Annotated in this window: 22 protein-coding genes; 7 read left to right on the forward strand and 15 right to left on the reverse strand. The window is 60.7% G+C overall.

Annotated elements, in window-relative coordinates; genetic code table 11:
- Positions 1-137 precede the first annotated feature (137 nt).
- On the forward strand, positions 138-1,463 hold the full coding sequence (locus DTP52_RS22795; protein ID WP_109755358.1) for a sigma-54 dependent transcriptional regulator: 1,326 nt from the start codon (positions 138-140) through the stop codon (positions 1,461-1,463).
- A 137-nt stretch (positions 1,464-1,600) separates the two neighbouring features.
- Here DTP52_RS22795 and DTP52_RS22800 read toward each other — a convergent pair whose 3' ends face one another.
- The 9 genes from DTP52_RS22800 to DTP52_RS22840 form a co-directional block, all read right to left on the reverse strand.
- Positions 1,601-2,884 carry a transporter gene (locus tag DTP52_RS22800; protein ID WP_109755359.1) on the reverse strand — a complete coding sequence of 428 codons (1,284 nt, stop codon included), beginning with the start codon at positions 2,882-2,884 and terminating at the stop codon, positions 1,601-1,603.
- A 46-nt stretch (positions 2,885-2,930) separates the two neighbouring features.
- On the reverse strand, positions 2,931-3,677 hold the full coding sequence (locus tag DTP52_RS22805) for a hypothetical protein (RefSeq protein WP_109755360.1): 747 nt from the start codon (positions 3,675-3,677) through the stop codon (positions 2,931-2,933).
- A 58-nt stretch (positions 3,678-3,735) separates the two neighbouring features.
- Positions 3,736-4,416, reverse strand: coding sequence for a C39 family peptidase (locus DTP52_RS22810; RefSeq protein WP_109755361.1), 681 nt, complete (start codon positions 4,414-4,416; stop codon positions 3,736-3,738).
- 104 nt (positions 4,417-4,520) lie between these two features.
- Complete coding sequence (locus tag DTP52_RS22815; RefSeq protein ID WP_109755362.1) at positions 4,521-5,498, reverse strand: heme utilization protein; 978 nt, start codon at positions 5,496-5,498, stop codon at positions 4,521-4,523.
- A 59-nt stretch (positions 5,499-5,557) separates the two neighbouring features.
- Positions 5,558-6,151 carry an adhesin gene (locus tag DTP52_RS22820; RefSeq protein ID WP_109755363.1) on the reverse strand — a complete coding sequence of 198 codons (594 nt, stop codon included), beginning with the start codon at positions 6,149-6,151 and terminating at the stop codon, positions 5,558-5,560.
- A gap of 1 nt (position 6,152) precedes the next feature.
- Complete coding sequence (locus DTP52_RS22825; protein ID WP_109755364.1) at positions 6,153-6,599, reverse strand: hypothetical protein; 447 nt, start codon at positions 6,597-6,599, stop codon at positions 6,153-6,155.
- Between the two features lie 319 nt (positions 6,600-6,918).
- On the reverse strand, positions 6,919-7,443 hold the full coding sequence (locus tag DTP52_RS22830) for an AAA family ATPase (protein WP_109755464.1): 525 nt from the start codon (positions 7,441-7,443) through the stop codon (positions 6,919-6,921).
- On the reverse strand, positions 7,440-8,003 hold the full coding sequence (gene pnuC, locus DTP52_RS22835; RefSeq protein WP_109755365.1) for a nicotinamide riboside transporter PnuC: 564 nt from the start codon (positions 8,001-8,003) through the stop codon (positions 7,440-7,442). The genes DTP52_RS22830 and pnuC overlap by 4 nt, the downstream gene beginning before the upstream one ends.
- A gap of 300 nt (positions 8,004-8,303) precedes the next feature.
- The gene (locus DTP52_RS22840; protein ID WP_109755366.1) at positions 8,304-9,938 is read right to left on the reverse strand and encodes a methyl-accepting chemotaxis protein; all 1,635 of its coding nucleotides are present in this window, start codon (positions 9,936-9,938) and stop codon (positions 8,304-8,306) included.
- Between the two features lie 273 nt (positions 9,939-10,211).
- Between DTP52_RS22840 and DTP52_RS22845 the strand changes: the two genes are divergently transcribed.
- Both DTP52_RS22845 and DTP52_RS22850 read left to right on the forward strand, forming a co-directional pair.
- A complete protein-coding gene (locus DTP52_RS22845; RefSeq protein WP_109755367.1) occupies positions 10,212-11,042 on the forward strand; it encodes an undecaprenyl-diphosphate phosphatase in 831 nt (276 codons plus the stop codon).
- On the forward strand, positions 11,039-11,458 hold the full coding sequence (locus DTP52_RS22850; RefSeq protein WP_109755368.1) for a DUF1294 domain-containing protein: 420 nt from the start codon (positions 11,039-11,041) through the stop codon (positions 11,456-11,458). The genes DTP52_RS22845 and DTP52_RS22850 overlap by 4 nt, the downstream gene beginning before the upstream one ends.
- Before the next feature lie 4 nt (positions 11,459-11,462).
- On the opposite strand, the gene DTP52_RS22855 is transcribed toward DTP52_RS22850, so the two are convergent.
- Both DTP52_RS22855 and DTP52_RS22860 read right to left on the reverse strand, forming a co-directional pair.
- Entirely contained in the window at positions 11,463-11,813 is a 351-nt protein-coding gene (locus DTP52_RS22855; protein ID WP_109755369.1) for an MmcQ/YjbR family DNA-binding protein, read from the reverse strand.
- Positions 11,810-12,718, reverse strand: coding sequence for a LysR substrate-binding domain-containing protein (locus DTP52_RS22860; RefSeq protein WP_109755370.1), 909 nt, complete (start codon positions 12,716-12,718; stop codon positions 11,810-11,812). The genes DTP52_RS22855 and DTP52_RS22860 overlap by 4 nt, the downstream gene beginning before the upstream one ends.
- A 128-nt stretch (positions 12,719-12,846) precedes the next feature.
- On the opposite strand from DTP52_RS22860, the gene DTP52_RS22865 reads away from it, so the two are divergent.
- A complete protein-coding gene (locus DTP52_RS22865; RefSeq protein WP_109755371.1) occupies positions 12,847-13,455 on the forward strand; it encodes an FMN-dependent NADH-azoreductase in 609 nt (202 codons plus the stop codon).
- Positions 13,456-13,639: 184 nt separating this feature from the next.
- A complete protein-coding gene (locus DTP52_RS22870; RefSeq protein ID WP_109755372.1) occupies positions 13,640-14,677 on the forward strand; it encodes a dienelactone hydrolase in 1,038 nt (345 codons plus the stop codon).
- Here the strand turns inward: DTP52_RS22870 and DTP52_RS22875 are convergent.
- Entirely contained in the window at positions 14,671-15,864 is a 1,194-nt protein-coding gene (locus DTP52_RS22875; protein WP_109755373.1) for an MFS transporter, read from the reverse strand. The genes DTP52_RS22870 and DTP52_RS22875 overlap by 7 nt on opposite strands.
- Before the next feature lie 210 nt (positions 15,865-16,074).
- Positions 16,075-17,664: an ABC-F family ATPase gene (locus DTP52_RS22880; RefSeq protein WP_003181279.1), complete on the reverse strand. Its 1,590-nt coding sequence runs from the start codon at positions 17,662-17,664 to the stop codon at positions 16,075-16,077.
- Positions 17,665-18,067: 403 nt separating this feature from the next.
- Here DTP52_RS22880 and lpxO point away from each other — a divergent pair, with 403 nt between their 5' ends.
- A complete protein-coding gene (lpxO, locus tag DTP52_RS22885) occupies positions 18,068-18,967 on the forward strand; it encodes a lipid A hydroxylase LpxO (protein WP_109755465.1) in 900 nt (299 codons plus the stop codon).
- Between the two features lie 15 nt (positions 18,968-18,982).
- Here the strand turns inward: lpxO and ligD are convergent, their stop codons facing one another.
- Together ligD and DTP52_RS22895 are read right to left on the reverse strand one after the other, a co-directional pair.
- On the reverse strand, positions 18,983-20,968 hold the full coding sequence (gene ligD / locus DTP52_RS22890; protein WP_109755374.1) for a DNA ligase D: 1,986 nt from the start codon (positions 20,966-20,968) through the stop codon (positions 18,983-18,985).
- 32 nt (positions 20,969-21,000) lie between these two features.
- Complete coding sequence (locus DTP52_RS22895; protein ID WP_109755375.1) at positions 21,001-21,891, reverse strand: Ku protein; 891 nt, start codon at positions 21,889-21,891, stop codon at positions 21,001-21,003.
- A 276-nt stretch (positions 21,892-22,167) separates the two neighbouring features.
- Between DTP52_RS22895 and DTP52_RS22900 the strand changes: the two genes are divergently transcribed.
- Positions 22,168-22,509: a hypothetical protein gene (locus tag DTP52_RS22900; RefSeq protein ID WP_109755376.1), complete on the forward strand. Its 342-nt coding sequence runs from the start codon at positions 22,168-22,170 to the stop codon at positions 22,507-22,509.
- Positions 22,510-22,537: the final 28 nt, after the last annotated feature.

Raw genomic sequence — 22,537 nt, forward strand, 5'->3', positions numbered from 1 at the left:
TCGCTTATAACCACTTTGACGCGATCTCGATAATCAATTGATACAAGGAGGCGTCAACTTCTTGCTACTGTTACATGCAGGTTTGCCAAACGACTGTTTCTAATCATATTTCCTTATTTTGGCGCCAAGGATCAGTCATGATCGAAGCCAGTACGTCACGTCGTCTGCTCGTGGTTGATCCCTGCGACGATTGTCATCGTTTGTTGCCAGGTTTGCGCACCATTGGCTGGGATGTGGACAGTTGCTCCCTCGAACACGCCGGCGATCGGACCTGTGACGTCGGTCTTTTGCGGTTGCAGCCCTTCCATCTGGAACGCCCGGAAGCAGTCAAGGAGTTGATCAGTCGCAGCGGTACCGAATGGATCGCCGTGCTCAACCAGGAAGTGTTGCGCCTGCAAAACGTCGGTGATTTTGTCTGCGAATGGTTTTTCGACTTCCATACCTTGCCGTTCGACGTGTCCAGGGTCCAGGTGACACTGGGCCGGGCGTTTGGCATGGCGCGCCTGCGGGGACAGGGCTCGATCCACATTGATCAGCCCGAACATGAGCTGCTGGGCGACAGCAAGCCGATTCGCGAGCTGCGTAAATTGTTGAGCAAGCTGGCGCCTGCCGAGTCGCCGGTGTTGATCCGGGGCGAAAGCGGTACCGGCAAGGAGCTGGTGGCGCGCACCCTGCATTGTCAGTCTCACCGGCGTAACCGGCCGTTCATTGCCATCAACTGCGGAGCCATCCCGGAGCACCTGATCCAGTCCGAGTTGTTCGGGCATGAGAAGGGCGCGTTCACTGGCGCTCACCAACGCAAGATCGGACGGATCGAGGCGGCCCACGGCGGCACGTTGTTTCTCGATGAAATTGGCGACCTGCCGTTGGAGTTACAGGCCAACCTGCTGCGCTTTCTACAGGAAAAACACATTGAGCGGGTCGGCGGTAGCCAGCCGATTGCGGTCGATGTGCGAGTCTTGGCGGCTACCCATGTGGACCTTGAGGCGGCCATCGAGAACAAGCGGTTTCGCGAGGATCTGTATTACCGCCTGAACGTGTTGCAAGTGGTGATGGCGCCGCTGCGCGAACGCCATGGCGACCTGGCGATGCTCGCCAGCCACTTTTCCCATTTCTACAGCCGGGAAACCGGCCGCCGCCCCCGCAGCTTCAGCGACGATGCATTGGTGGCGATGGGCATGCATGACTGGCCCGGCAATGTGCGGGAACTGGCCAACCGCGTCCGTCGCGGCTTGGTGCTGGCCGAGGGGCGACAAATCGAGGCCCGGGACCTCGGCCTGGCCAGTCACCAAGGCGTGGCGGCCCCGATGGGTACGCTGGAGGACTACAAGACCCGCGCCGAGCGCCAAGCCCTGAGCGATGTGCTCAATCGTCATAGCGACAACCTGAGCGTGGCCGCGAGGGTGCTGGGCGTGTCCCGGCCGACGTTCTATCGGTTGCTGCACAAGCATCAGATCCGCTGACTCAAGCCCTGCACGATTCCTTGTGGGAGCGAGCCTGCTCGCGATAGCGGTGTCGGTCACAGTTAAAATGACTGATCTACCGCTATCGCGAGCAGGCTCGCTCCCACAGGGTATGGTGTCAAGACCGTCATCCTGCGCTAGAAGTAATACGGGAATTTCAGGCTGAAGCTGAAATCCGGCGCATCGTCAGTCAACCCGATGGACAGGTTGGGCACGATGGTCAGGTTGTCCGAGGCAGCGACGGTCATGCCGATGTTGAAGTAGCCGGCGTTGGCGTCGCTGGAGACCACCGATTCCCAGTCGCCGCCGTCCTGTTTGAGCTTGCTTTTCTTCTGGATCAGGTCAGAGACCGAGAACGACATGCTCATCTTCTCGTTCAAGGCAAAGGCAATGCCCGCGCCGAGCTGGAAGCTGTCGCCGATCCGCACCTTGCCCGGTACTTTCTGGTTGACCGTGGAACTGATGTCGTCGAACGATTCTTCGAAGTTATGGGTGTAGGAAAGGGTACCGAATAACACGGCCGGGTCGAAGGTCTTGACCAGCGAAAGCCCAGGGGTGATCGACCACACGCCATTGCCGGTGGGCAGGTCGTCAGGCACGAACAGGTTGGTGTTGGCCTGGGATTGACGCAGCTTGATGCCGAACGGGTCCTTGCCGGTTGGAGCCTTGACCCGCAGGGTGACCACCGCGTCCGGGTAGTTGATCGACTCATCCATGAACTTGTAGGCGATGCCGAAGTTGACGTCACCGATGGTCGGGTCGCGGGTCACGGTTTCTTCGCTGGTGACGCCGGCTGCGCCGTTGTTCGCGCCGCCTGACTGGTACGTGGATTCGCGGTAGACCACCGGGACGTTGAGGTCGAACTGCCAGCGGTTGTCAAAGTTGTAGCGACCGGTGAGGTCCAGCGTCCAGGTGTCGGCCTTGATCCGGTCGAGGTTGATGTTGCCCAGGAAAATCGAGTCCAGGGCCAGGAAACCATTGAGGATCAGTTGCCGCGTGTCGTAGCGCGAATAGGTCACGCCGGTCTCGAAGCTGAATTTGCCGCCGCCGAAGAAACCGCTGGCCTCGTCATAGAGGTTGGAGACGCTCTGGGCCGGCTGGGAATCATCGGCCAGGGATTGTCCATAGCCGCTGCCGCCGGTCGTTGCCGCGCCACCGCCGGCCACGGTCTGGTTGCCTTTCATGTCGGCGGGGGACTTGGCCAGGCGCTTGGGCGGTGGAGCGGCGGGTTGATCCTCCACTTGGCGAACCCGCTGTTCGAGCACCGCCAGGGCCTTCTGTTGGACCTCGTAGCGTTGCTTGAGCTCGAGAAGCTCCTGTTTCAGGGCCTCTATTTCGGCATCCGGGGCCGCGTGCAACACGGTCGCCGGGAACAACGTGCTTAAACACATCACAGCGCGCAACGATACGGATCGATACATGAAATATGCCGTCCCTAATTGCCCAATGATCGGAAACCAGCGTAGTTCAATAACCGAGGTTACGCAGGCCGCGCAGTTGGGTCAGGTTGCAGTCCAGTGCGCCGGCGCTGGCGCCGTTATTGTTCAGCACCACGTTGAGTTGCGTCATGTTGTTGACCAGGTTGCTGTTGCCCAGCAGGCGAGTGTTTTGCAGCAAACCACCTTGAGCCACTTGTTGCAGGGTACTGCCCTGGTTATGGCTGGCCTGGATTGCCATTTGCACACCACTGCCGGTGGCGGTGACCGCGACACTGCCGGCGGCGTTGCTGCCGCTGATGGTCTGGCCCTTGGTCAGCAGTTGACCTTGGGAAGGCACGAGCGCGGGCGCCTGGTTGCTCTCTTTCACATTGATGTTGACGTTGTTGTAGGCGGTATTGCCGTCGCCGGCGGCACGTACGCTTTGGGTCACGCCCTGGCTCGTGCCAAGGCCGGCACCACCGGTAATATTGCCGCTACCCTGTTCCGGGACGCTGCCGTTGCCGGTCTGCTTGATGGTGGAGACATAAAACTGGGGTTTGACGGTGGCGGACTGGATTTGCATGGTGCTGGTGGCGCCGATCAGGTCGCCGCTGGCGTTGCGCCAGGTACTGCTCATGACGATGCCGAAGCTGATGACTCGGCCGGGCATGACATAACGACCGCGCAGCTCGGCAAGCTCCTGGTCCTTGACTTCGATGGGTTTGAAGCCGGCATGGGCATAGCCCGAGGCAGCCGCGGCCAGGCAGGCCAGCGACAGCCAGTGTGAAGTTTTCATGTGCTGCTCCCGGAGCGTCCTGCTCCTTTTTGTACTTATGTTGGCAGTTGGTCGGCGATTAAAAGAAGTCGCTCTGTATGAAGCCGAAATCCATCAGTTCTGCATCCCTGACCGGGTTGAACCCGTCCAGTTTGTTACGTGCCGTCAGTGGTTGTGGAGGGTTGCGCAGCGTATTGGTCTTGTCATAGCCGGGGCCGACGATCGCAAAGACGATGCCGTTCCAGCCTTTGACGAAATCATCGTGGGCGTAGCGCTTGTGGCCCAGCACCGGGTCGCCGATGTAGACCCATTGCTTGTCGGCCCGCTGCAACACCACGAAGTGCTTGTAGCCGCGGATTTCCATCAGGACCACCACCGGGATCGTTACCGCTTCGAGTTTCTCTGGCGGTATCCGGTAGCCTCGGGCTCGCATGCCGATGGCTTCCACGTAGCGCTTCATGTCCAGCATGGAAAACCCTTGGGTACGGACCAGATCCTGGTCGGCATTGACCAGCATGCCTTTGATGACGTGCTCTTCATCGACATCCAGCCAATAGGCCTGGCGCAGCACCGTGGCCAGCGCGGCGGCGCCGCAACTGAAATCGGTTTTCTGCTCGACGATGTCGCTGAACTTGCGCTCGCGTATGCTTTGCACCGGTTTGTAGACCAGCATGCCGCCAGGCAGGGCGGCGACTGGTATCTGCGCCGCTTCGGCCACGCAGGCCATGCAGAGCAGCAGGGAAACGGCAGTGACACGCATGATCGATACGCCTGGTGGGAACCCTGGAAAAAAGCCCCTGTGGGAGCGAGCCTGTGGGAGCAAAGTTTGCTCCCACAGGGCAACTACCCCCGCAGTGGTACTTTTTACATGCAAGCCCTGCAGCCGGCAGCGATGGAGAGCGAGTTGCTCTGCTGGTTGCCCACGCCCGCTGACACGTTGGCGCCGCCGTTACCGGAGAAGCCGTTCATGGAGTTGGTCATGGTGGCGTTGTTGAGCACAGGGTTTTTCCAGCCGTCGCGGGTCAGCACTTGCTGGGTGTTGGTGCCGGACAGTTCGAAAGTACCCACGGCGGAGAACTTGAACTTGTCGTCATCGTGACCGCCACCGTAGCCACCTTTGTTGCCCCATCCGCCATGGCCGTCATCCTCGACGGTGCCGGTGCCTTTGGCCTTGAAGGTGCCGGAAGCGCTGGAGGTGCTGGTAAGGGTGTCGGTTTTGTAGGTCCGCACGCCTTTGTTGTCGACCACCAGGCCTGTGGAGGACTGATTGGCCTCGGCAGAGGCCTGTGCGACACGGCCACCCGATACGGCGATGGCCAGGTTGTTTTTCTGTTGGTTGAAGTTACCGGCGGTCACGTTGATGCCGATGTTGCCGGAGCCGTTGTTGCCCGCATTGGTGAGCGAGGCGTTGTTGTGGGTCGAGTTGTTTTTTACATAGTTGTTGGTATTGGTTTGCGTGGCACTTGAGGCGGCGACAGCCGAGCCGAAGATGAAGCTTTCGTCAGCGGTCGCCAGCGCTGCGGCGTTGTCTTGTTGGTTACCGTCGCCGGCGGCGATGTTGGCCCCCATGTTGCCGTTGCTGCCATTGAGGGAGTCGGTGGCTTCGGCGGTGTTTTTAGTACCCTGGTTGAGCACCTCGTTGCCGTCGCTGTTCTGCTCATCCATCACGGTAGCCATCGCGCTGGCGTTGATGGAAAGCTGTTCTTCCCACGTTGGGCCTTTGGGACCATGGTGGCCATGACCATTGCCGTGCCCGTTATCGTTTCCTCCAGCCTGTGCGGCCATTGCCATGACAGCGGCGAGAGCGAAAACCAATGGTTTGAGTGCCATTGTAGGTTTCATGGTGTTTCTCCTTGCGTGTCGTTGGTTAAGTGTCGGTACTTTCTTATGTAGCCTCCGGGTCAATCAGCGACTCGGATGCTCAGGGTGTTCGCCATACGGTTTCCCACCCCTGCGCTCTGGTTCACCTGGATGACCCCTCGGCTGCCGGTGAAGGCCTGGTCGCTGGTAACGACCTGGCGACTGCCGGTTGGGGCGCCAGTTGCTCCTGAGTTCGGTAGCAACGCCACGTTCTGTTGAGACAGGGCGCTGTCGTCAATGCTCTGCGGATGGGCACTGATGCCCACTCGCATGACATTGGCCATCTGGTTGTTGGCCCCGGCGGACTGGTTGACGCCCAGCACACCGTTGCCGTTGGTAAAGGATTGGCCGCCGATGCGGGCGGTGGCGTTCATGGACGGGTTGGCCGGCGTGTCGACGCGTTGTTGCACATGGGTGCTGGCCTGGGCGTGGCTGCCGATGGCGATGGCTCGGGTGTTGGTCTGCTGGGTCTGGTCGCCGGCCGCCTGGTTGACGTTGAAGTTGCCGGTGTAATGGCTGCCGGAATCCTGCAGGTTGGCGCTACTGATCACCGCAACACCCGAATCGGCAAATACGTTGAAAGAGCTGAGCAGGGAAAGCATGAGCAGGGCGAGGAGAAACAGGGCGGGCTTCATGTCACTGGCCTCCCGCCAACCGACCCAACGGAGCCAGGCCGGAACTGAGCGAGCGGTTGATGGTGCCGGAGATCGCGCCGCCGCTACCACCACCGTGGCCGGCACTCATGCCCGGCATGCCGTTGGGGTTGGTCACGACGTTCAGGCCTTGCACACCGGTGTTCGGGGTGACGATGTTGCGGATCGACGAACCGCTGGCCACGCTGGCGAACTCGCCATCGCTCAGTTCGGTGCTGGCGGTCGCCTGGTTGATGCGTTCGGAGGGGTTGGCATTGACAGTGGTCGGGTAGGGGTCTTTGCCACCGTTGCGACCGATTGCAATGGGCTGCACGTCACGGGTGAGCACAATGACGCCGTTGCCCTCGGCCCGCGCTGGCAAGCTGAGCGTTGCGCTGGCGGCGCAGCCGATCAACAGCAGACAGGTCATGCCCCTATCGAAAATCCCCATGGCATCGATTCCTTCTTCGGTACGCTGGCCCTAGTCAGCGTTGCGAAGTTGGAGAGCAGGTGTCGTGCCGTGTTTTGAAATGTTTTTTATTTCAATGAGTTGGAGCTACGGGGGGGATGCCGGGGAAGGAACCTGTTTCAACACTGAGACAAGGGGCATGGTGACCAACCGGTCACCTACTGTCCCAGGGCTCTGGATCCAGGCTTTTGGGCGTGTGTTTCGGAAGCTTGACAGTCTTGATGGCAATTTGGTGAAGCGGCGTTGGATCCGGGTTTGGAGCGACTGCGTTGTTTCAAGAATGAAACAGATCACCCAGCGATCAAGCTTGAAGCAGCTGGGTAACGGCGGCGAACACTTGCCGTTGGCGTTGCGCCCAATCGCCCTCAATGACCTGGAACGGTCGCTGATGTTCGCTCAGCCAGGCCTCGATCGCCTCAAAAAACGCCAGCCGTTCTGCCAGCCCGGGTTGGCAACGCAAACCGTCGCCGGTCCATTCGACCTGCTCGGGGCTCAGCAGCAGGTGCAGGTCATAATGGCGGGCCAGCAGGGCCGGCTCGAGCCAGTCCGGACAGTCGCCGAACAGGGTCTGGCTCCAGAGGATGTTGCTCAGCAGGTGCGTGTCGAGGATCAACAGCGCCGGACGGCGGGCACGCGCTTCATCTTCCCAGGCCAGTTGGCCGGAGGCGATGTCGGTGATGTCGGCCAGACAGGTATCGCGTTGGGTCTGCTCCATGAAATGGCGCACGTACTCATCCACCCGCACGCCACCAAAGTGTTCCTGCAATTGCGCCGCCAGCCAACTCTTGCCGCTGGATTCCGGGCCGGTCAGCACTATTACCTTCATGCGCGCAGGGCCGGGTCGGCGCGCCATTCCCGCCAGCCTTGCACGGCCAGCAGGGTGAACAGGGCGTAGAGTGCGGCGGTCAGGTGCAAGCCCTTATAGATGAACAGGCCGACGAAAATCACATCCAGGGCGATCCACAGCGGCCAGCATTGCACGCGTTTTTGCGCCATCCACCATTGGGCCACGAGGCTGAAGCCGGTGAGTGCGGCATCGAGCCAGGGTTGGGCGGCGTCGGTCCAGTGAGCCATGGCGGCGCCCAACAACAGGCTGCCTGCCGCGCCGATAGCCAAGCCGAGCAACACCGACGGCCCACCGAGGCGGGTGACCTGGCGTCCATCATGATTGTGTCCGGCACGAGTCCATTGCCACCAGCCGTAGAGTTGCAACACCGCGTAGACAACCTGCAGCAGCATGTCCGAATACAACTTCACCTCGAAAAAGATCCAGCTGTACAGCAGCACCATGACCAGGCCGATCGGCCAGCACCAGGGGTTCTGCTTGACGGTCAACCAGACAGCGATCACGCCGAGGGCTGCGGCAAACAGTTCAAGCCCGGACATGGCGGTTCCTTGGGGAAAAGAGGAGAGAGCGGGGATTGTAAACGTTATGGCGTGGGCAGCTCCAATATCAGTGCGGGATGTGCCGCCGCCATCGCGAGCAGGCTCGCTCCCGCAGAGAGATGTTGCGTAGCTGGAGAGCAAGTCGAGTCCGTGGCGAGGGAGCTTGCTCCCGCTTGAGCGCGAAGCGCTCACAAAAAAGGGGGCCGCTACGCAGCCCAGCGGGAGCAAGCTCCCTCGCCACAATAAATCACAACAGCTTTAACTGAGCATCGCCCCCAGCAGAGAGGCCCTGCACAACCCTCACACTCGGAATTGCTTGAGCAACCCGTTCAACTGTTCACTCAGCGCCTTGAGACGGCTGCTGGCCTGGCTGGATTGTTCGGCGGCCATGGCGGTGCTGTGGGACAGTCCGGCGGCCTGGGTGACGTTCTGGTTGATGTCTTCCACTACATGGGCCTGTTGCAGGGTGGCACTGGCGATGGAGGCGTTCAGGCTGTTGAGATTGCGTAGGGCCTGACCGATGGCGTTGAGACTGGCACCGGCCAGGCCGGCCTGTTCAATGGTCAGTTGCGAGGCACGGCTGCTGTCGCTGATGACTTTCACCGCGGCCTCGGAATGGGTTTGCAGGCGCTCGATCATCGCCTGGATCTCTGCGGTGGACTTCTGTGTACGTTGGGCCAGCAGCCGCACTTCATCGGCGACCACCGCAAAGCCCCGGCCTTGTTCGCCGGCGCGGGCAGCTTCGATGGCGGCGTTGAGGGCCAACAGGTTGGTTTGTTCGGCAATGGAGCGGATCACCTCCAGCACGCTGCCGATCTGGGTGCTTTCGCTCGCCAGGGTACGGATCACTTCCACCGCCTGATCGATGGTCTGGGACAGGCGGTCGATCTGCTGCAAGCTGCCGTCGATGTTGACCTGGCCTTGTTGGGCCTGGGACTCGGCGTCGCGCATTTCACTGGCCGCGTGCTCGGCGTTCTTGGCGACGTCCTGCACGCCATAGGTCACTTCATTGATCGCGGTCGCCACCAGCTCCATTTGCTGCGACTGCTGCTGGCTGCGCTCCTGGGCCTGGGCGGCATCGTTGCCCAATTCGCTGGAGGATTGCCCCAGCGCACTGGCCGAGGCTTGCAGTTGGGTCACCACTTGCCGCAACTTGGCGGTAAAGGCGTTGAAATGCCGCGCCAGTTGAGTGACTTCGTCCTGGCCATGAGTGTCGAGGGTGCGGGTCAGGTCGCTCTCGCCACTGGCGATGTTGGCCATGGCGTTGACGGTTTCCTGCAGCGGGCCGACGATGCTGCGCACGATCAGGGTCAACAGCAGGCCCATGAGCAGGGTGATGATCAAACCGACCACGGAAGCCTTGATCAACTGGGACTGGAACTCGGCCTGGACGTCATCGATGTACACGCCCGAACCGATGACCCAACCCCAGGGCTCGAACAATTGGACATAGGAAGTCTTGCCCACTGGGGCCTCGGCGCCCGGCTTCGGCCAGAGGTAATTGATCATGCCGGCGCCCTTGGACTTGGCGATGGCAACCATCTCGTTGAACAGCGCATAACCGTTCGGATCGCGGATGGCCGAGAGGTTCTGGCCTTCAAGCTTGGGGTTGGTCGGATGCATGACCATCACGGGCGTCAGGTCATTGATCCAGAAGTAGTCACTCTGGTTATAACGCAGGCCACGCACGGCGCTGAGGGCCTGCTTTTGCGCGGCATCGCGAGTCAGGGTGCCAGCGGTTTCCAGGCCATGGTAGTAGCTCAGCACGCCACTGGCGGTCTGTACCACGTGCTGGGTTTTCTGCACTTTGGCTTGGTAAAGGTCGGTGTGGATCTGTTTAAGCATCAAGGCGCCAAGCGTGAACAACATCACGATGGCCACCACCAGGATGAGCCACAAGCGTCGGCTGATCGACACACTGCGCAAGCTATTCATACGCTGTCACTCCGGTTTCTTATTCTTGTCATTAACGACGGCCGGCACTTTAGCGCCCGGCAGCTATACGTAATTGACCTGGGTCATAACGCGGCAGCGTTATCAGGGCTTGTCTGATAGGATTTCGGCCCCGCAGCGCAAAACCTGAGCCTGTTCTGATTTTTCATTGGTTTTTTTTGAAAGATCACAGTTATCGTGCACCCGCTGCGAGCACCTGCTTGACACTTGAATATTGATAAGACCTGCATGAACAGCGTCTTTTTTGGGGGATGAATGGATTTGTGGACCGCCTTTTCGGCACTGATTCTTGGCGTAGTGGAAGGCTTGACGGAATTTCTGCCGATTTCCAGCACGGGACACCAGATCATTGTCGCCGACTTGCTTGAGTTCGGTGGCGAACGTTCGATGGCGTTCAACATTATCATCCAGCTCGGCGCGATCCTGGCGGTGGTCTGGGAGTTCCGGCGCAAGATCTTCGACGTGGTGCTGGGCCTGCCGACGCAACCCAGCGCCCGCCGGTTCACCGCCAACCTGCTGATCGCCTTCCTGCCGGCCGTGGTCTTGGGTGTGCTGTTCGCCGACTGGATCCACCACTACCTGTTCAACCCGATCACCGTCGCCGCCGCGCTGGTGGTGGGCGGCCTGGTGATGCTCTGGGCCGAGAAGCGCCAGCACCAGGTGCACGCCGAAACGGTGGACGAGATCTCCTGGAAGGACGCACTGAAGGTTGGCCTGGCCCAGTGCATTGCGATGATCCCGGGCACCTCGCGTTCCGGAGCGACCATCATCGGTGGCCTGCTGTTCGGCCTGTCGCGTAAAACCGCTACCGAGTTTTCGTTTTTCCTGGCGATGCCGACCATGGTCGGCGCGGCGGTCTACTCGGGCTACAAATACCGCGAGCTGTTCGTCCCGGCGGATTTCCCGGTGTTCGCCATTGGCTTCGTCACAGCGTTCATTTTCGCCATGATTGCGGTCAAGGGCCTGCTGCGGTTCATCGCCAGTCACAGTTACGCCGTGTTCGCCTGGTATCGAATCGCCTTCGGCCTGTTGATCCTGGCCACCTGGCAGTTCGGCTGGGTGGACTGGAGCGCTGCCAAGCCATGAACGATTCAGGTGGCCGCAAACGTACCGGGCGCAGTGCCGACGGCGCCGTGCAGCACCTGCGGCTCAAACTGATGGTGTTTGCGCTGCTCTGTGCCTTGCCGCTGTTCGGTTCACTGCTGTTCGGGCTGCGGGCGGTGTCATGGGTGCCGCTGGTGGCTTATGGTGTGGTCAGCGTGGTGGCGTTCCTGCTGTACTGGAGCGACAAGCGCAAGGCACGCACCGACGCCTGGCGCACTCCGGAGAACGTGCTGCATGCGGTGGAGCTGGCCGGCGGTTGGCCTGGCGCCTTGCTGGCCCAGCAGCTGTTTCGCCACAAGACCCGCAAGGTGTCGTTCCAGATGGTGTTCTGGTTCATCGTGATGTTGCACCAAGTGTTCTGGATCGACCAGTTGTTCCTGGGCAGCTATCTGTTCTGAATGGCTAGAGCAACAAACCCACCTGCGTGCGCTTGGGCAATTTGCTCACCACCAATTGATGTGAGCGTTGCAGCAAGCCACGCAGCTCTTCGGCACCCAGCGGGTAGGGCACCTGCATGATGACCCACTGGGCCCGCGCCAGGTAAGGCGCGGGGTGAATGCCCGGCCGGTCGCAATGACCCAGGAACAGATCCTTGTCGACCTTGAACGCCAACGAGTCGCTCCTCAGGCCCTGGAGGGCGAACATCTTGTTCCCGGCAATGGAAAACACCCGCACGCCGCCCCATTTGTAGTCCTCCCGGGCGCCGGGCAGGCCCAGGCAAAACCGCGCGACATCCTCTTCGCTCAAACTCATAGCGTTCTATCTCCACAGCCCTCGAAGGCTTCCACCAAATGGTCGATCCATGCACGCACCGCTGGCAGCATGCCGCGTCGATGCGGGTAGACCGCCTGGAGCCAGCCATCGGGCAACGACCATCCAGGCAGCAATTCCACCAGTGTGCCGTCAAGCAATTCCTGCTCGCAATACATGCTCGGCAATAACGTGAAGCCCAGGCCGGCGAGGGTGCAGGCGCGACGCACAATGAAGTCGTCAATGCCCAGGCGCGCCTCCAGGCTCAGTTCCACACGCTGCCCATCGGCGCTGACCAGGCGCAGGTGCACCTGGCGATCGGCTTCCAATGCCCCCAGTACTGGCAACTGTTTGAGATCATCCGGGGATTCGATCCGCCGCCCTTCGACAAAGGCCGGGCTGGCGACCAGCATCAGTCGTGCCCGGCGCAAACGCCGGGTCATCAGCAAGGGGTCTTCATCCCCCAGGTCGCGCACCCGCAACGCCACGTCGATGCCTTCGCCGATCAGGTCGACCCGGCGGTTGAGCAGGGTCATGTCCAGTTGTACCAAAGGGTATTTAGCCAGGAAGGTTTCGATCACCACGGGCAGGAATTGGTGGGCCAGGCCCACCGGGCTCGACACCCGCAATCGGCCACGGGGCTCGCTGGACATGCTCGCCACCGCTTCGTCGGCCATCTCGGCCTCCAGCAACATGGCCTGGCAATGGCGCAGGTAACGTTCGCCGACCGCGGTCAATTTCAACTGACGGGTAGTACGCTGGAGCAACCGGACGCCGAGGCGTTCTTCCAGCTCGGCCATACGCCGCGACAATCGCGACTTGGGAATGCCCAGCAGGCGCCCGGCCGCCGCGAAACCGCCGGCTTCGACGACTTTGGCGAAGTAGTACAAATCATTGAGGTCTTGCATGGTGAACTCGATTGTCCTGTCAGTGGGACAAACTATCGTATTTATGCTGACTTATCGATCATTGGCTTCATCGATAGGATGGTCGCCAATTGATCGCCTGGTGCGGTCCTCACTTGGAGAGCACTCACATGAAACTGCTGCACATCGATTCGAGCATCCTCGGCGACAACTCCGCTTCCCGCCAATTGAGCCGTGAAGTGGTTGAAGCCTGGAAAGCTGCCGAGCCAGGCATCACCGTCACCTACCGTGACCTGGCCGCCGACGCCATCAGCCATTTTTCCGCCCAGACGCTGGTTGCTGCCGGCACTAGTGCTGAATTGCGCGACGCTGCCCTGAAATACGAAGCTGACCTCAGCGCTGAAACAATGGCAGAGTTCCTGGCGGCGGATGCGCTGGTCATTGCCGCGCCCATGTACAACTTCACTATCCCGACCCAGCTCAAGGCCTGGATTGACCGCATTGCCGTTGCTGGCCAGACATTCCGCTATGGCGATTCAGGCTATGAAGGTTTGTGTGGTGGCAAGAAGCTGGTGATCGTTTCCACAGCTGGCGGGTTGCATGCCGGCAAGCCGAGTGGCGTGGGTCATGAAGACTATCTGACATTTATGTTCGGCTTCCTGGGCATTAGCGACATCGAAATCGTTCGTGCCGAAGGGTTGAACAAGGGGGATGACTTGCACACCAAGGGCATGCGCGAAGCTAAGTCGAAAATCAGCCAGCAATTCGCCGTTGCCTAAAATCTGCGTAAAGGCACCAAGCTCTTCGGGCAACCTTGGCAAAACCCTGTATTCTCGTCGTCATTGGATGGTCGGGATGCAGGGTTTTGCTGCATTCGGCGCTGGGCTTCATGGCGCAGGTTATGCACGGCCAAGAGTGCGAGCGACGGGGTCTTCCCGGGCGCTGGTGAAGGTGGAAGATTCGATGACACGTTTTGGTGCAGCGCTGCTGCTTTGCTTGTTTGCCAGTCTCGGTTCAGTGCAGGCCGCACCGGGGCCGCATCCGCATTGGAGCGCCGGCTTCCATGAGCTGAGCTTTCTCGATCCGCTGGATCAGCAGCCGATGCACGCTTTCGCCTTTTATCCGTCCACCGACCGGGAACAGTCCAGCCTGCTGGGTGGCTACCAGATCGATGCCGCGCCAGACGCCCAGATCGCCATCGGCCGCTTTCCGCTGCTGATGCTGTCCCATGGCAATACCGGTACACCGCTGGCCCTGCACGACCTGGCCACCTCGCTGGCGCGCAAGGGATTTGTCGTGGTGGCGGTGATTCATCCCGGCGACAACGCCCAGGACCACAGCCGGCTCGGGACCCTGAGCAACCTGTATGGCCGGCCGATCCAGATTTCCGAAGCCATTACCGCAACGTTGAACGACCCGATGCTCTCGCCGTTCGTCAACGCCGGGCAGGTCGGGGTGATCGGCTATTCGGCCGGTGGCGAGACGGCGCTGATCCTGTCCGGTGCGACGCCGGATCTCAATCGCCTGCGTCGCTACTGCCAGGAGCGACCGGACGACCGTGATGCCTGTAACACCCAGGGCGAACTGATCGCCGACCGCGACGACCTGCAACCTGTGGCCGACCCCAGGGTTCGGGCATTGCTGCTGATGGCGCCGTTGAGCCTGAAATTCGGTCGTCACACCCTGGCCGATGTCCATGTGCCGGTGCTGTTGTACAGCGGTGATGGCGACAAACTCGTGGCTTTCGACAAGAACGCTGCCGCCTTGGCCCGCAAGCTGCCTACCGCACCGGATTTCAAGACCCTGGCCGGCGCGGGGCACTTTGTCTTCCTGGCCCCGTGTACCGACGAGCAGATCGCCGCGATGCCAGCGCTCTGCACGGATGCTGACGGGGTCGATCGCAAGGACATCCACCGCACCATGATTTCCGAGGCCAGCCGCTTTTTTGGCGAGGCTTTGGGCAAGCCGACCCGGGCGGGGATGAGGACGGCTGATCAATAATGGGCGTTTGTCGCTCGGCGACGCAGCAGCAAGGTCAGCCCCAGGCCGCTGACGGACAGCAACGCGGCACAGAAGAAGATCGACGAATAACCCAGGTTCAATGCCACCGCGCCCATCAGCGGACCGGCAATCGCCAGCGCCAGGTCAAAGAACACCGCGTAGGCACTCAAGCCCGCGCCACGACTGGTGTTCGGCACCTGCTTGATGGCCTCCACCCCGAGCGCCGGATACACCAGCGACAGCCCGAAGCCGGCCAGCCCGGCGCCGACCAGGGCGAACGGAGTGGATGGGGCCAGCCACAGCAATACCAGCCCGAGGGTTTCGATGCTCATGCAGACAATGGCCGAGTTGAAGCCGCCGAAGCGGGCGATGCTGGAAATGAACACTAATCGCGCGAGGATGAAGCAGACGCCGAAAACCGTCAGGCACCACGCCGCGCCGGTCCAGCCGCGGCTGATGTAAAACAGTGTGATAAACGTGGTGAGCGTACCGTAGCCGATCGATGCCAGGCTCAGGCCTGCTCCGTACGGCGCAATGCGTCCAAATACCGCCCAGAAAGGCAAGCGTTCGCCACGAATGACCGGCACCGACGGCTTGTTGCGAATCATCAACAGCGCAGCGCCCGCCAGCAACGACAACGCAATGCCCAGACTGGCGAAACCCAGTTCACCGACCATCACCACACCCAGCGGGGCGCCAATGGCAATGGCCCCGTACGAGGCGATGCCGTTCCAGGAAATCGAGCGAGCCGTGTGTTCCACACCCACCTGGCCCATGCACCAACTGATGGTGCCTACGCCGATCAGCCCTTGGGCCACGCCGAGCAGCAAGCGACCGGCAATCAGAATCAGCAGGCTGGGCAGGGGAAACCCTTGCAGCAAGGTCGAGAGCAGCGTCAGCACGCCGCTGAGCACAATCCCCGACAGCCCGTAGACGATTGCCCGCTTGGTGCCGACGCTGTCCGACAACCGACCGGCCATGGGACGGCTGAGCAGGGTAGCCAGATATTGTGAGCCGATGGTCAGCCCGGCGACCACTGCGCTGAAGCCCAACTGTTCGTGGACATACCCCGGCAGTACGGCAATGGGCAGGCCGATGCAGAGAAAGGCGATGAAGGTGTAGAAAACGATGGAGACGATCTGCAGGGTGACCGACAGGGAACTGGGGGCAGGTGAGGGCGTGGGCATGGGGCTCGTTCGCGGGCGGCGGTAAGAGAGCCTCATCATGGCGCGAGGTGGGGATAAAAGAAAGCAGGCTAACTAAATGTGTTGGCGCAAGCGGATTTCAATCTGGGAAGCCACCACAAATCCCACAGGCCCAGTTGTGATCTTGGAATACAAAAAGCCCTGTCGCTACGGACAGGGCTTTCACTTGCAGCTTACAGCTGAGGGCTGTGCTTAGAACACCACACCCTGGCTGCGCAGGTAGTCATCATAGGTGCCGCTGAAGTCCACCACGCCGTCGGCACTCAGTTCGATGATGCGAGTGGCCAGGGACGAGACGAACTCACGGTCGTGGCTGACGAAGATCAGCGTGCCCGGGTAGTTTTCCAGCGCCAGGTTCAGCGCTTCGATGGATTCCATGTCCAAGTGGTTGGTCGGTTCGTCCATGACCAGCACGTTCGGCTTTTGCAGGATCAGTTTGCCGAACAGCATGCGGCCCTGTTCACCACCGGAAATGACCTTGACCGACTTGAGGATCTCGTCGTTGGAAAACAGCATGCGGCCCAAGGTGCCACGCACCAGTTGTTCGCCGCCCTGGGTCCATTGGCCCATCCAGTCGAACAGGTTGACGTCGTCTTCGAAGTCGTGGGCATGGTCCTGGGCGTAGTAGCCCAGTTCCGCGGCGTCGGTCCATTTCACGGTACCGGCATCCGGTTCCAGTTCATTGACCAGGGTGCGCAGCAAGGTGGTCTTGCCGATACCGTTCGGGCCAATGATCGCCACGCGTTCACCAGCTTCGACGGTGAAGCTGAAGTCCTTGAACAGCGGCTTGCCGTCAAAGCCCTTGGCCATGCGCTCGACAATGACCGCCTGGCGGTGCAGTTTCTTGGTCTGTTCGAAGCGAATGAACGGGCTGACGCGGCTCGATGGCTTGACCTCGGCCAGTTGGATCTTGTCGATCTGCTTGGCGCGGGAGGTGGCCTGCTTGGCTTTCGAGGCGTTGGCCGAGAAACGGCTGACGAACGACTGCAGTTCGGAAATCTGCGCTTTCTTCTTGGCGTTGTCCGACAGCAGTTGCTCGCGGGACTGGGTTGCCACGGTCATGTATTCGTCATAGTTGCCCGGGAACAGGCGCAGCTCACCGTAGTCCAGGTCTGCCATGTGGGTGCAGACACTGTTCAGGAAGTGACGGTCGTGGGAGATGATGATCATCAGGCTCGAGCGCTGGGTCAGCACGTTTTCCAGCCAGCGGATGGTGTTGATATCCAGGTGGTTGGTCGGCTCGTCCAGCAGCAGCACTTCCGGGTCGGAGAACAGCGCCTGGGCCAGCAGCACACGCAGTTTCCAGCCTGGCGACACTTCGCTCATCGGGCCGAAATGCTGCTCGATGCCAATCCCCAGGCCCAACAGCAGTTCACCGGCGCGGGATTCGGCGGTGTAGCCGTCCATTTCGGCAAATTCGGTTTCCAGCTCGGCCACGGCCATGCCGTCTTCTTCGGTCATTTCCGGCAGCGAATAGATGCGGTCGCGCTCGGCCTTGACCTTCCACAGCTCTTCGTGACCCATGATCACCGTATCGATCACGGTGAATTCTTCGTAGGCGAACTGGTCCTGGCGCAGTTTACCCAGGCGCACGTTCGGCTCGAGCATGACCTGGCCGCCGGACGGCTCGAGGTCGCCGCCGAGGATTTTCATGAAGGTCGACTTGCCGCAACCGTTGGCGCCGATCAGACCGTAGCGGTTACCCGCGCCGAATTTGACCGAGACGTTTTCGAACAGTGGCTTGGCGCCGAACTGCATCGTGATGTTAGCTGTAGAGATCAAAGGTTTATCCTGCGGAACATTCAGAGTAGCTAAGGGTGCGGCAGTACCTGTTCAGTACCTGTTTGCGCACGTCCCGACCGCGCAAAGGCGTCGCGGTCGCAAGCGCAAGGGTCCATCCGGCATAAGAGGACAGCAGCATACGGAGCGCCTGGCCCGGTAGACGTGCGCCGAAGCCGGGTTAACGGTTTCGGCCAAAAGGGGGCGCGTGATAGTTGGCGGCGATTGTACTGATCTGGCCGCATAAACGATAGGGTATTGCCCGGACAAGACAGTTTTTCACATTTGCAGGATAACTTTTGCTTACAAACTGTGGCTAAAATGCCATCTCACCCGATGCGATCTCCCTTGCCGCTTGGCTGGCCTGGAGAAGCAGCCTGTTCACTCCTGCATTGTGACGGATTCCGTGAAGCTCATCATTGCCGCGATCTACATCCTCTCCATTGGCTACGTCCACCTGCGCGGGCGCGTGCGGCATAAGTTCGGGCGCCAGTTGAGCGATCACTCGTCTTTTCTCGCCCCGATCAATTGTCTGCTTTACCTGTGCTCGAAACTGCCCAACAAGCCGTTCCTGAGCCCGGCGCAGTTTCCGGACCTGAGCCCGTTGCAGGCTCACTGGGAAGAGATCCGGGCCGAAGGCCAGAGCCTGCTGCATGCGGGAGAGATCAAGCGATCCAATCAATATGACGACGTGGGCTTCAACTCGTTCTTCAAGACCGGTTGGAAGCGTTTCTACCTGAAGTGGTACGGCGATAGCCATCCCTCGGCCATGAAGCTGTGCCCACGCACCACCGAGCTGGTGCAGAGCATCGGTTCGATCAAGGCGGCGATGTTCGCCGAGTTGCCTCCGGGCTCGAAGCTGGTCCGGCACCGTGACCCGTATGCCGGGTCCTATCGGTATCACCTGGGCCTGGAAACGCCCAACGATGCCGGCTGCTACATCAATGTCGATGGCGAGCCTTATCATTGGCGCGATGGCGAGGCGGTGATTTTCGACGAAACCTTCATTCATTACGCCGAGAACACCACCGACCATAACCGCATCATCCTGTTCTGCGACGTGGAGCGGCCCATGAAGTTTCGCTGGGCCACTGCGTTCAACCGCTGGTTCAGCCGCACCGTGATGGCGGCGGCCGGTGCGCCCAACGACGCGGGCGACAGGACGGGCGGCCTGAACCGGGCGTTCTCCAGGCTGTACAAGATCCGCTTGCAGGGCAAGGCCCTGAAGAAACGCAACCGCACGCTTTATTACCTGCAGAAATGGGCTTTTTTTGGCGGTTTGCTGGCGATCTTCGTCTGGATTTGAACGCCGTGTTCGTCCTCATGCCTCGGGTTTTTGCGCATCCAGCTGCGCCCACATCCTGGTGGTGATCCGCTGGCGGTGGTTGTAGCCTTCCCAAGGATCGGTCCGCAGGCCTTTAGCCCGTTCCAGCGCGGTATAAATGTCCCATTGCTGGGCATTGCGCAGGGTCTGCAGCTCGGCCCGGGCAATTGGCACCGAAACCGGTAGGCCTGGCCTGGCGCGCACCGAGTAGGCGGCCACTGTACTGGCCCCACGGGCGTTGCGCAGGTAGTCGACGAATATTTTCCCGACGCGGTTCTTCGGCCCCATGGTGGCGGTCATGCGCTCTGGCATCTGCCGGGCCAGGAACTGTGAGATGGCCTTGGCGAATGCCTTGGTGGTGTCCCAACCCTCGCTTCTGGCCAGGGGCACTATCACGTGCATGCCTTTGCCACCGCTGGTCTTGAGGAAGGCCTGCAAACCCAACTCGTCGAGCAGCGCCAAGGTCATGCCGGTCGCCTCGATCATGGCGCTCCAGGGCAACGAAGGGTCCGGATCCAGGTCCAGGACAAACAGGTCAGGCGTCTCGATCCGATCATGAGTCGCGGTCCAGGTGTGCAACTCCACCGTACCCATCTGCGCCGCGCTGACCAATGCGTGGATGTCATCGATTTCCATCAGCGGTGCGTGGCCTGGGTCCAGTCCAGGATCCAACTGCTTGATATGGGGAATCTCCAGGCGATCGGCGTGTTTTTGAAAGAACTGTTCTTCGCCGATACCATCCGGTGCCCGCAGTAGCGCAACCGGCCGCTGCTTGAGGTGCGGCAGGATCCAAGGGGCGATGTCCAGGTAATACTGCGCCAGCTCGGCCTTTTGGACACCGCTGACACTGTCGATGACCCGGTCGGGGTGGGTGATCATCACGCCGTCGACTTTGGCCGCGCGGGCTTTGCTGCGACGCTGGGGTTTTGTCGCAGGTTTTATCGGCAGGGGTTGCTCGCGAACGATCTTGTTGGCCGGCGTATTGTTCGACAAATCCAGGAAAATCGCCTGCCGCACCTGGCTGTCGGCAGTCCATTCAACGAACTCGACCTCGCAGGTCAGGCCAGGTTCGACCCATTGCACGCCGCGTCCTTGCGCACCGGCGAGTGGCAAGGCCAATGGTGAAGTCTCGCGCTGTTGCGCGCTCAGTTGTGCGTGTAACTGTTTGATTTGTGCCTGGCTGAACCCGGTGCCCACCCGACCGGCATACACCAGCCCCTCCGGCCCGTTGACTGCCAACAGCAGCGCGCCGAAACCGGCGCGCTTGCCTTGGGGCCGGGTGAACCCGACGATGACAAAGGACTGGCGCAACCGACACTTGAGTTTTACCCAATCGGCGCTACGTCGGGACATATAGGGGCTGCCCAGGCGCTTGCCGACCACGCTGTCCAGTGACAGGGCGATGGCGCTTTCGAACATCTCGTGCTGGCTGGCGGAAAACGACTCGGAAAAGCGCAGGCGCTTGCTGGCGTTGTTGCCAAGGGCTTTTTTCAGTGCTGCACGGCGCTCTTCCACCGGCGCCTGGCGCAGGTCGACACCGTTGAGGAACGGCGCATCGAACAGGAAATACACCATGTCGACGGTGCGGCCGATTTCGAACGCCTGGCGCAGGGCCGCGAAATCGCTGTGGCCGGTATCGTCGAGCAGGACCAGTTCGCCGTCGAGCCAACTGTCCTCCAGGTTCAACCCGGCCAGGGCGTCGGCATGCAGCTTCAGCCGCTCGGTCCAGTCCTGATGATTGCGGTTGTATAACCGGACTTCACCGTGTTCGATGCGCGTCAGCAGGCGATAACCGTGGAATTGGACCTCATAGCGCCAGTCGCCGGTGGGTGGTTCTTCCACGGGCGTGGCCAGTTGCGGGGCCAGGCGTTCGGGGAGGCGGTTTCCAGGGGCTGTCTTGCCCAGTCGGCCAGGGTTGCGGGGCGTCGTTGCATCCGATTCGGTATCGGACGAACGAGCATATTCACTCTCGGCGTTGGCCATGACAGATTCCTTTGTATTGCACACGCCAGGGTTTACCCCCGGGAGGCCTTGGTGGCTTTTTTAGCAGGAGCGGATTTGCCGGTTTTCGCCGGTTTTGCAGGGGCCTTCCCAGAGGATTTGTCAGGTGCCTTGCCCTTGCTGCCCAGGCTGCGCTTGAGCAGTTCGGTAAGGTCGATGATATCGGCGCTCTTGCGCTGCTCCTCGCCTGGGTCGGTCTCCACCGCTTCGAGGCGGCCTTCGTTGGCTTTTTTCTCCACCAGTTCCATGATCTTGTCTTCGAAACTGTCCCGGTATTCTTGCGGTGTCCAATCGGCGCTCATGTCCTCCACGAGGCGCTTGGCCATTTCCAGCTCGCCCTTGGCCAGGGTCGGGTGAGTGACTTCGTCGCCCAGCTCCAGGACATCCAGCTCGCGCACCTCTGCGGGCCAGCGCAGCATCACCAGCACCAGCGCCGACTCAAGGGGCATGAGCGCTGCCAGGTGCTGGCGGGTATGCAGCACGACGTGGGCCAGGGCGACCTTGTTGCTCTTGACCAGGGTTTCGCGCAGCAGGGCATAGACTTTGCCGCCGCGCTTGTCGGGGGCGAGAAAGTAGGGCGTATCGATGTTTTGCAAGGGAATCTTCTCGCTGTCGACAAAGGAAAAGATATCGATGGTCTGGGTCGACTTGGGATGGGCGGAACGAATTTCCTCTTCGCTGAGCAGCACGTATTGGCCTTTCTGGTACTGGACGCCCTTGACGATGTTTTCCTTGGTCACCTCCTTGCCCGTGACCTTGTTGACCCGCTTGTAGCCAACCGGGTCCATGCTGCGCTTGTCCAGCCAGTCAAAATCCACCCCCTGGGAAGAGGTGGCCGACACCAGCGCTACAGGAATATGGACCAGCCCGAAACTGATTGCGCCTTTCCAGATTGCCCGTGCCATGGTGGTGTTTTCCTTGCCGATGGATGTCTCTCTGGTGACCGTCGCGCCTTGGCAAAAGTTTCCACCATCCTGCTTCACTGTGGGAGCGAGCTTGCTCGCGATAGCGGCGGTACAGACGCCATGGGTGCAAGCTGCCCCCCCCGGCGTCGCGAGCAAGCTCGCTTCCACAATGGTTCGGAGACGCTTCGTTACATCTTCACCGGGACATTTCGCTTAACAACGGCGAACCTGCGGCGTAGCTTGCTTTCGATATGCCTGAACCCAAGAGGTGCTCGAATGAACAGGCTGATGCTCGCCATCATGGCGTTACTACTGACCGCTGCCGCCCAGGCTGCCACGCCCAGTGCAGGCCCAATGGTCCTGGCCCAGAACCTACCGGGCAACAACAACCCCTATAACAGCCCGACTCGCCGGGCCAATCCCAATAGCATGCAAGGTACCCGGCCCAACGTGCCGATGATTCAAAACAACCCGACGATACCGGCTCCTCGTCCACCGACCCTGGAAAACGGCGGTATCGGCAATGGCTACCCTCGTTCCGGCCAGCCGCCGGCTTCGCCACGGCCCAACCTCGACTACACCCCGCCGCCCAGGAGCACGAACAACGGCAATCGCTAGGCGCTGAATCCTGGCTGTTTCTTTCCAC

It is taken from the genome of Pseudomonas sp. 43mfcvi1.1, assembly GCF_900115935.1.
In the GTDB taxonomy this organism is placed as follows: domain Bacteria; phylum Pseudomonadota; class Gammaproteobacteria; order Pseudomonadales; family Pseudomonadaceae; genus Aquipseudomonas; species Aquipseudomonas bijieensis.

What these genes read in the sequence shown, in the direction of transcription:
- DTP52_RS22845 (WP_109755367.1), top strand. Translation starts at nt 10,212, where the DNA reads ATGGATTTGTGGACCGCCTTTTCGGCACTGATTCTTGGCGTAGTGGAA.
- DTP52_RS22830 (WP_109755464.1), bottom strand. Translation starts at nt 7,443, where the DNA reads ATGAAGGTAATAGTGCTGACCGGCCCGGAATCCAGCGGCAAGAGTTGG.
- DTP52_RS22860 (WP_109755370.1), bottom strand. Translation starts at nt 12,718, where the DNA reads ATGCAAGACCTCAATGATTTGTACTACTTCGCCAAAGTCGTCGAAGCC.
- DTP52_RS22800 (WP_109755359.1), bottom strand. Translation starts at nt 2,884, where the DNA reads ATGTATCGATCCGTATCGTTGCGCGCTGTGATGTGTTTAAGCACGTTG.
- DTP52_RS22870 (WP_109755372.1), top strand. Translation starts at nt 13,640, where the DNA reads ATGACACGTTTTGGTGCAGCGCTGCTGCTTTGCTTGTTTGCCAGTCTC.
- DTP52_RS22805 (WP_109755360.1), bottom strand. Translation starts at nt 3,677, where the DNA reads ATGAAAACTTCACACTGGCTGTCGCTGGCCTGCCTGGCCGCGGCTGCC.
- DTP52_RS22810 (WP_109755361.1), bottom strand. Translation starts at nt 4,416, where the DNA reads ATGCGTGTCACTGCCGTTTCCCTGCTGCTCTGCATGGCCTGCGTGGCC.
- DTP52_RS22895 (WP_109755375.1), bottom strand. Translation starts at nt 21,891, where the DNA reads ATGGCACGGGCAATCTGGAAAGGCGCAATCAGTTTCGGGCTGGTCCAT.
- DTP52_RS22840 (WP_109755366.1), bottom strand. Translation starts at nt 9,938, where the DNA reads ATGAATAGCTTGCGCAGTGTGTCGATCAGCCGACGCTTGTGGCTCATC.
- ligD (WP_109755374.1), bottom strand. Translation starts at nt 20,968, where the DNA reads ATGGCCAACGCCGAGAGTGAATATGCTCGTTCGTCCGATACCGAATCG.
- DTP52_RS22865 (WP_109755371.1), top strand. Translation starts at nt 12,847, where the DNA reads ATGAAACTGCTGCACATCGATTCGAGCATCCTCGGCGACAACTCCGCT.
- pnuC (WP_109755365.1), bottom strand. Translation starts at nt 8,003, where the DNA reads ATGTCCGGGCTTGAACTGTTTGCCGCAGCCCTCGGCGTGATCGCTGTC.
- DTP52_RS22825 (WP_109755364.1), bottom strand. Translation starts at nt 6,599, where the DNA reads ATGGGGATTTTCGATAGGGGCATGACCTGTCTGCTGTTGATCGGCTGC.
- DTP52_RS22850 (WP_109755368.1), top strand. Translation starts at nt 11,039, where the DNA reads ATGAACGATTCAGGTGGCCGCAAACGTACCGGGCGCAGTGCCGACGGC.
- DTP52_RS22900 (WP_109755376.1), top strand. Translation starts at nt 22,168, where the DNA reads ATGAACAGGCTGATGCTCGCCATCATGGCGTTACTACTGACCGCTGCC.
- DTP52_RS22875 (WP_109755373.1), bottom strand. Translation starts at nt 15,864, where the DNA reads ATGCCCACGCCCTCACCTGCCCCCAGTTCCCTGTCGGTCACCCTGCAG.
- DTP52_RS22795 (WP_109755358.1), top strand. Translation starts at nt 138, where the DNA reads ATGATCGAAGCCAGTACGTCACGTCGTCTGCTCGTGGTTGATCCCTGC.
- DTP52_RS22820 (WP_109755363.1), bottom strand. Translation starts at nt 6,151, where the DNA reads ATGAAGCCCGCCCTGTTTCTCCTCGCCCTGCTCATGCTTTCCCTGCTC.
- DTP52_RS22855 (WP_109755369.1), bottom strand. Translation starts at nt 11,813, where the DNA reads ATGAGTTTGAGCGAAGAGGATGTCGCGCGGTTTTGCCTGGGCCTGCCC.
- DTP52_RS22815 (WP_109755362.1), bottom strand. Translation starts at nt 5,498, where the DNA reads ATGAAACCTACAATGGCACTCAAACCATTGGTTTTCGCTCTCGCCGCT.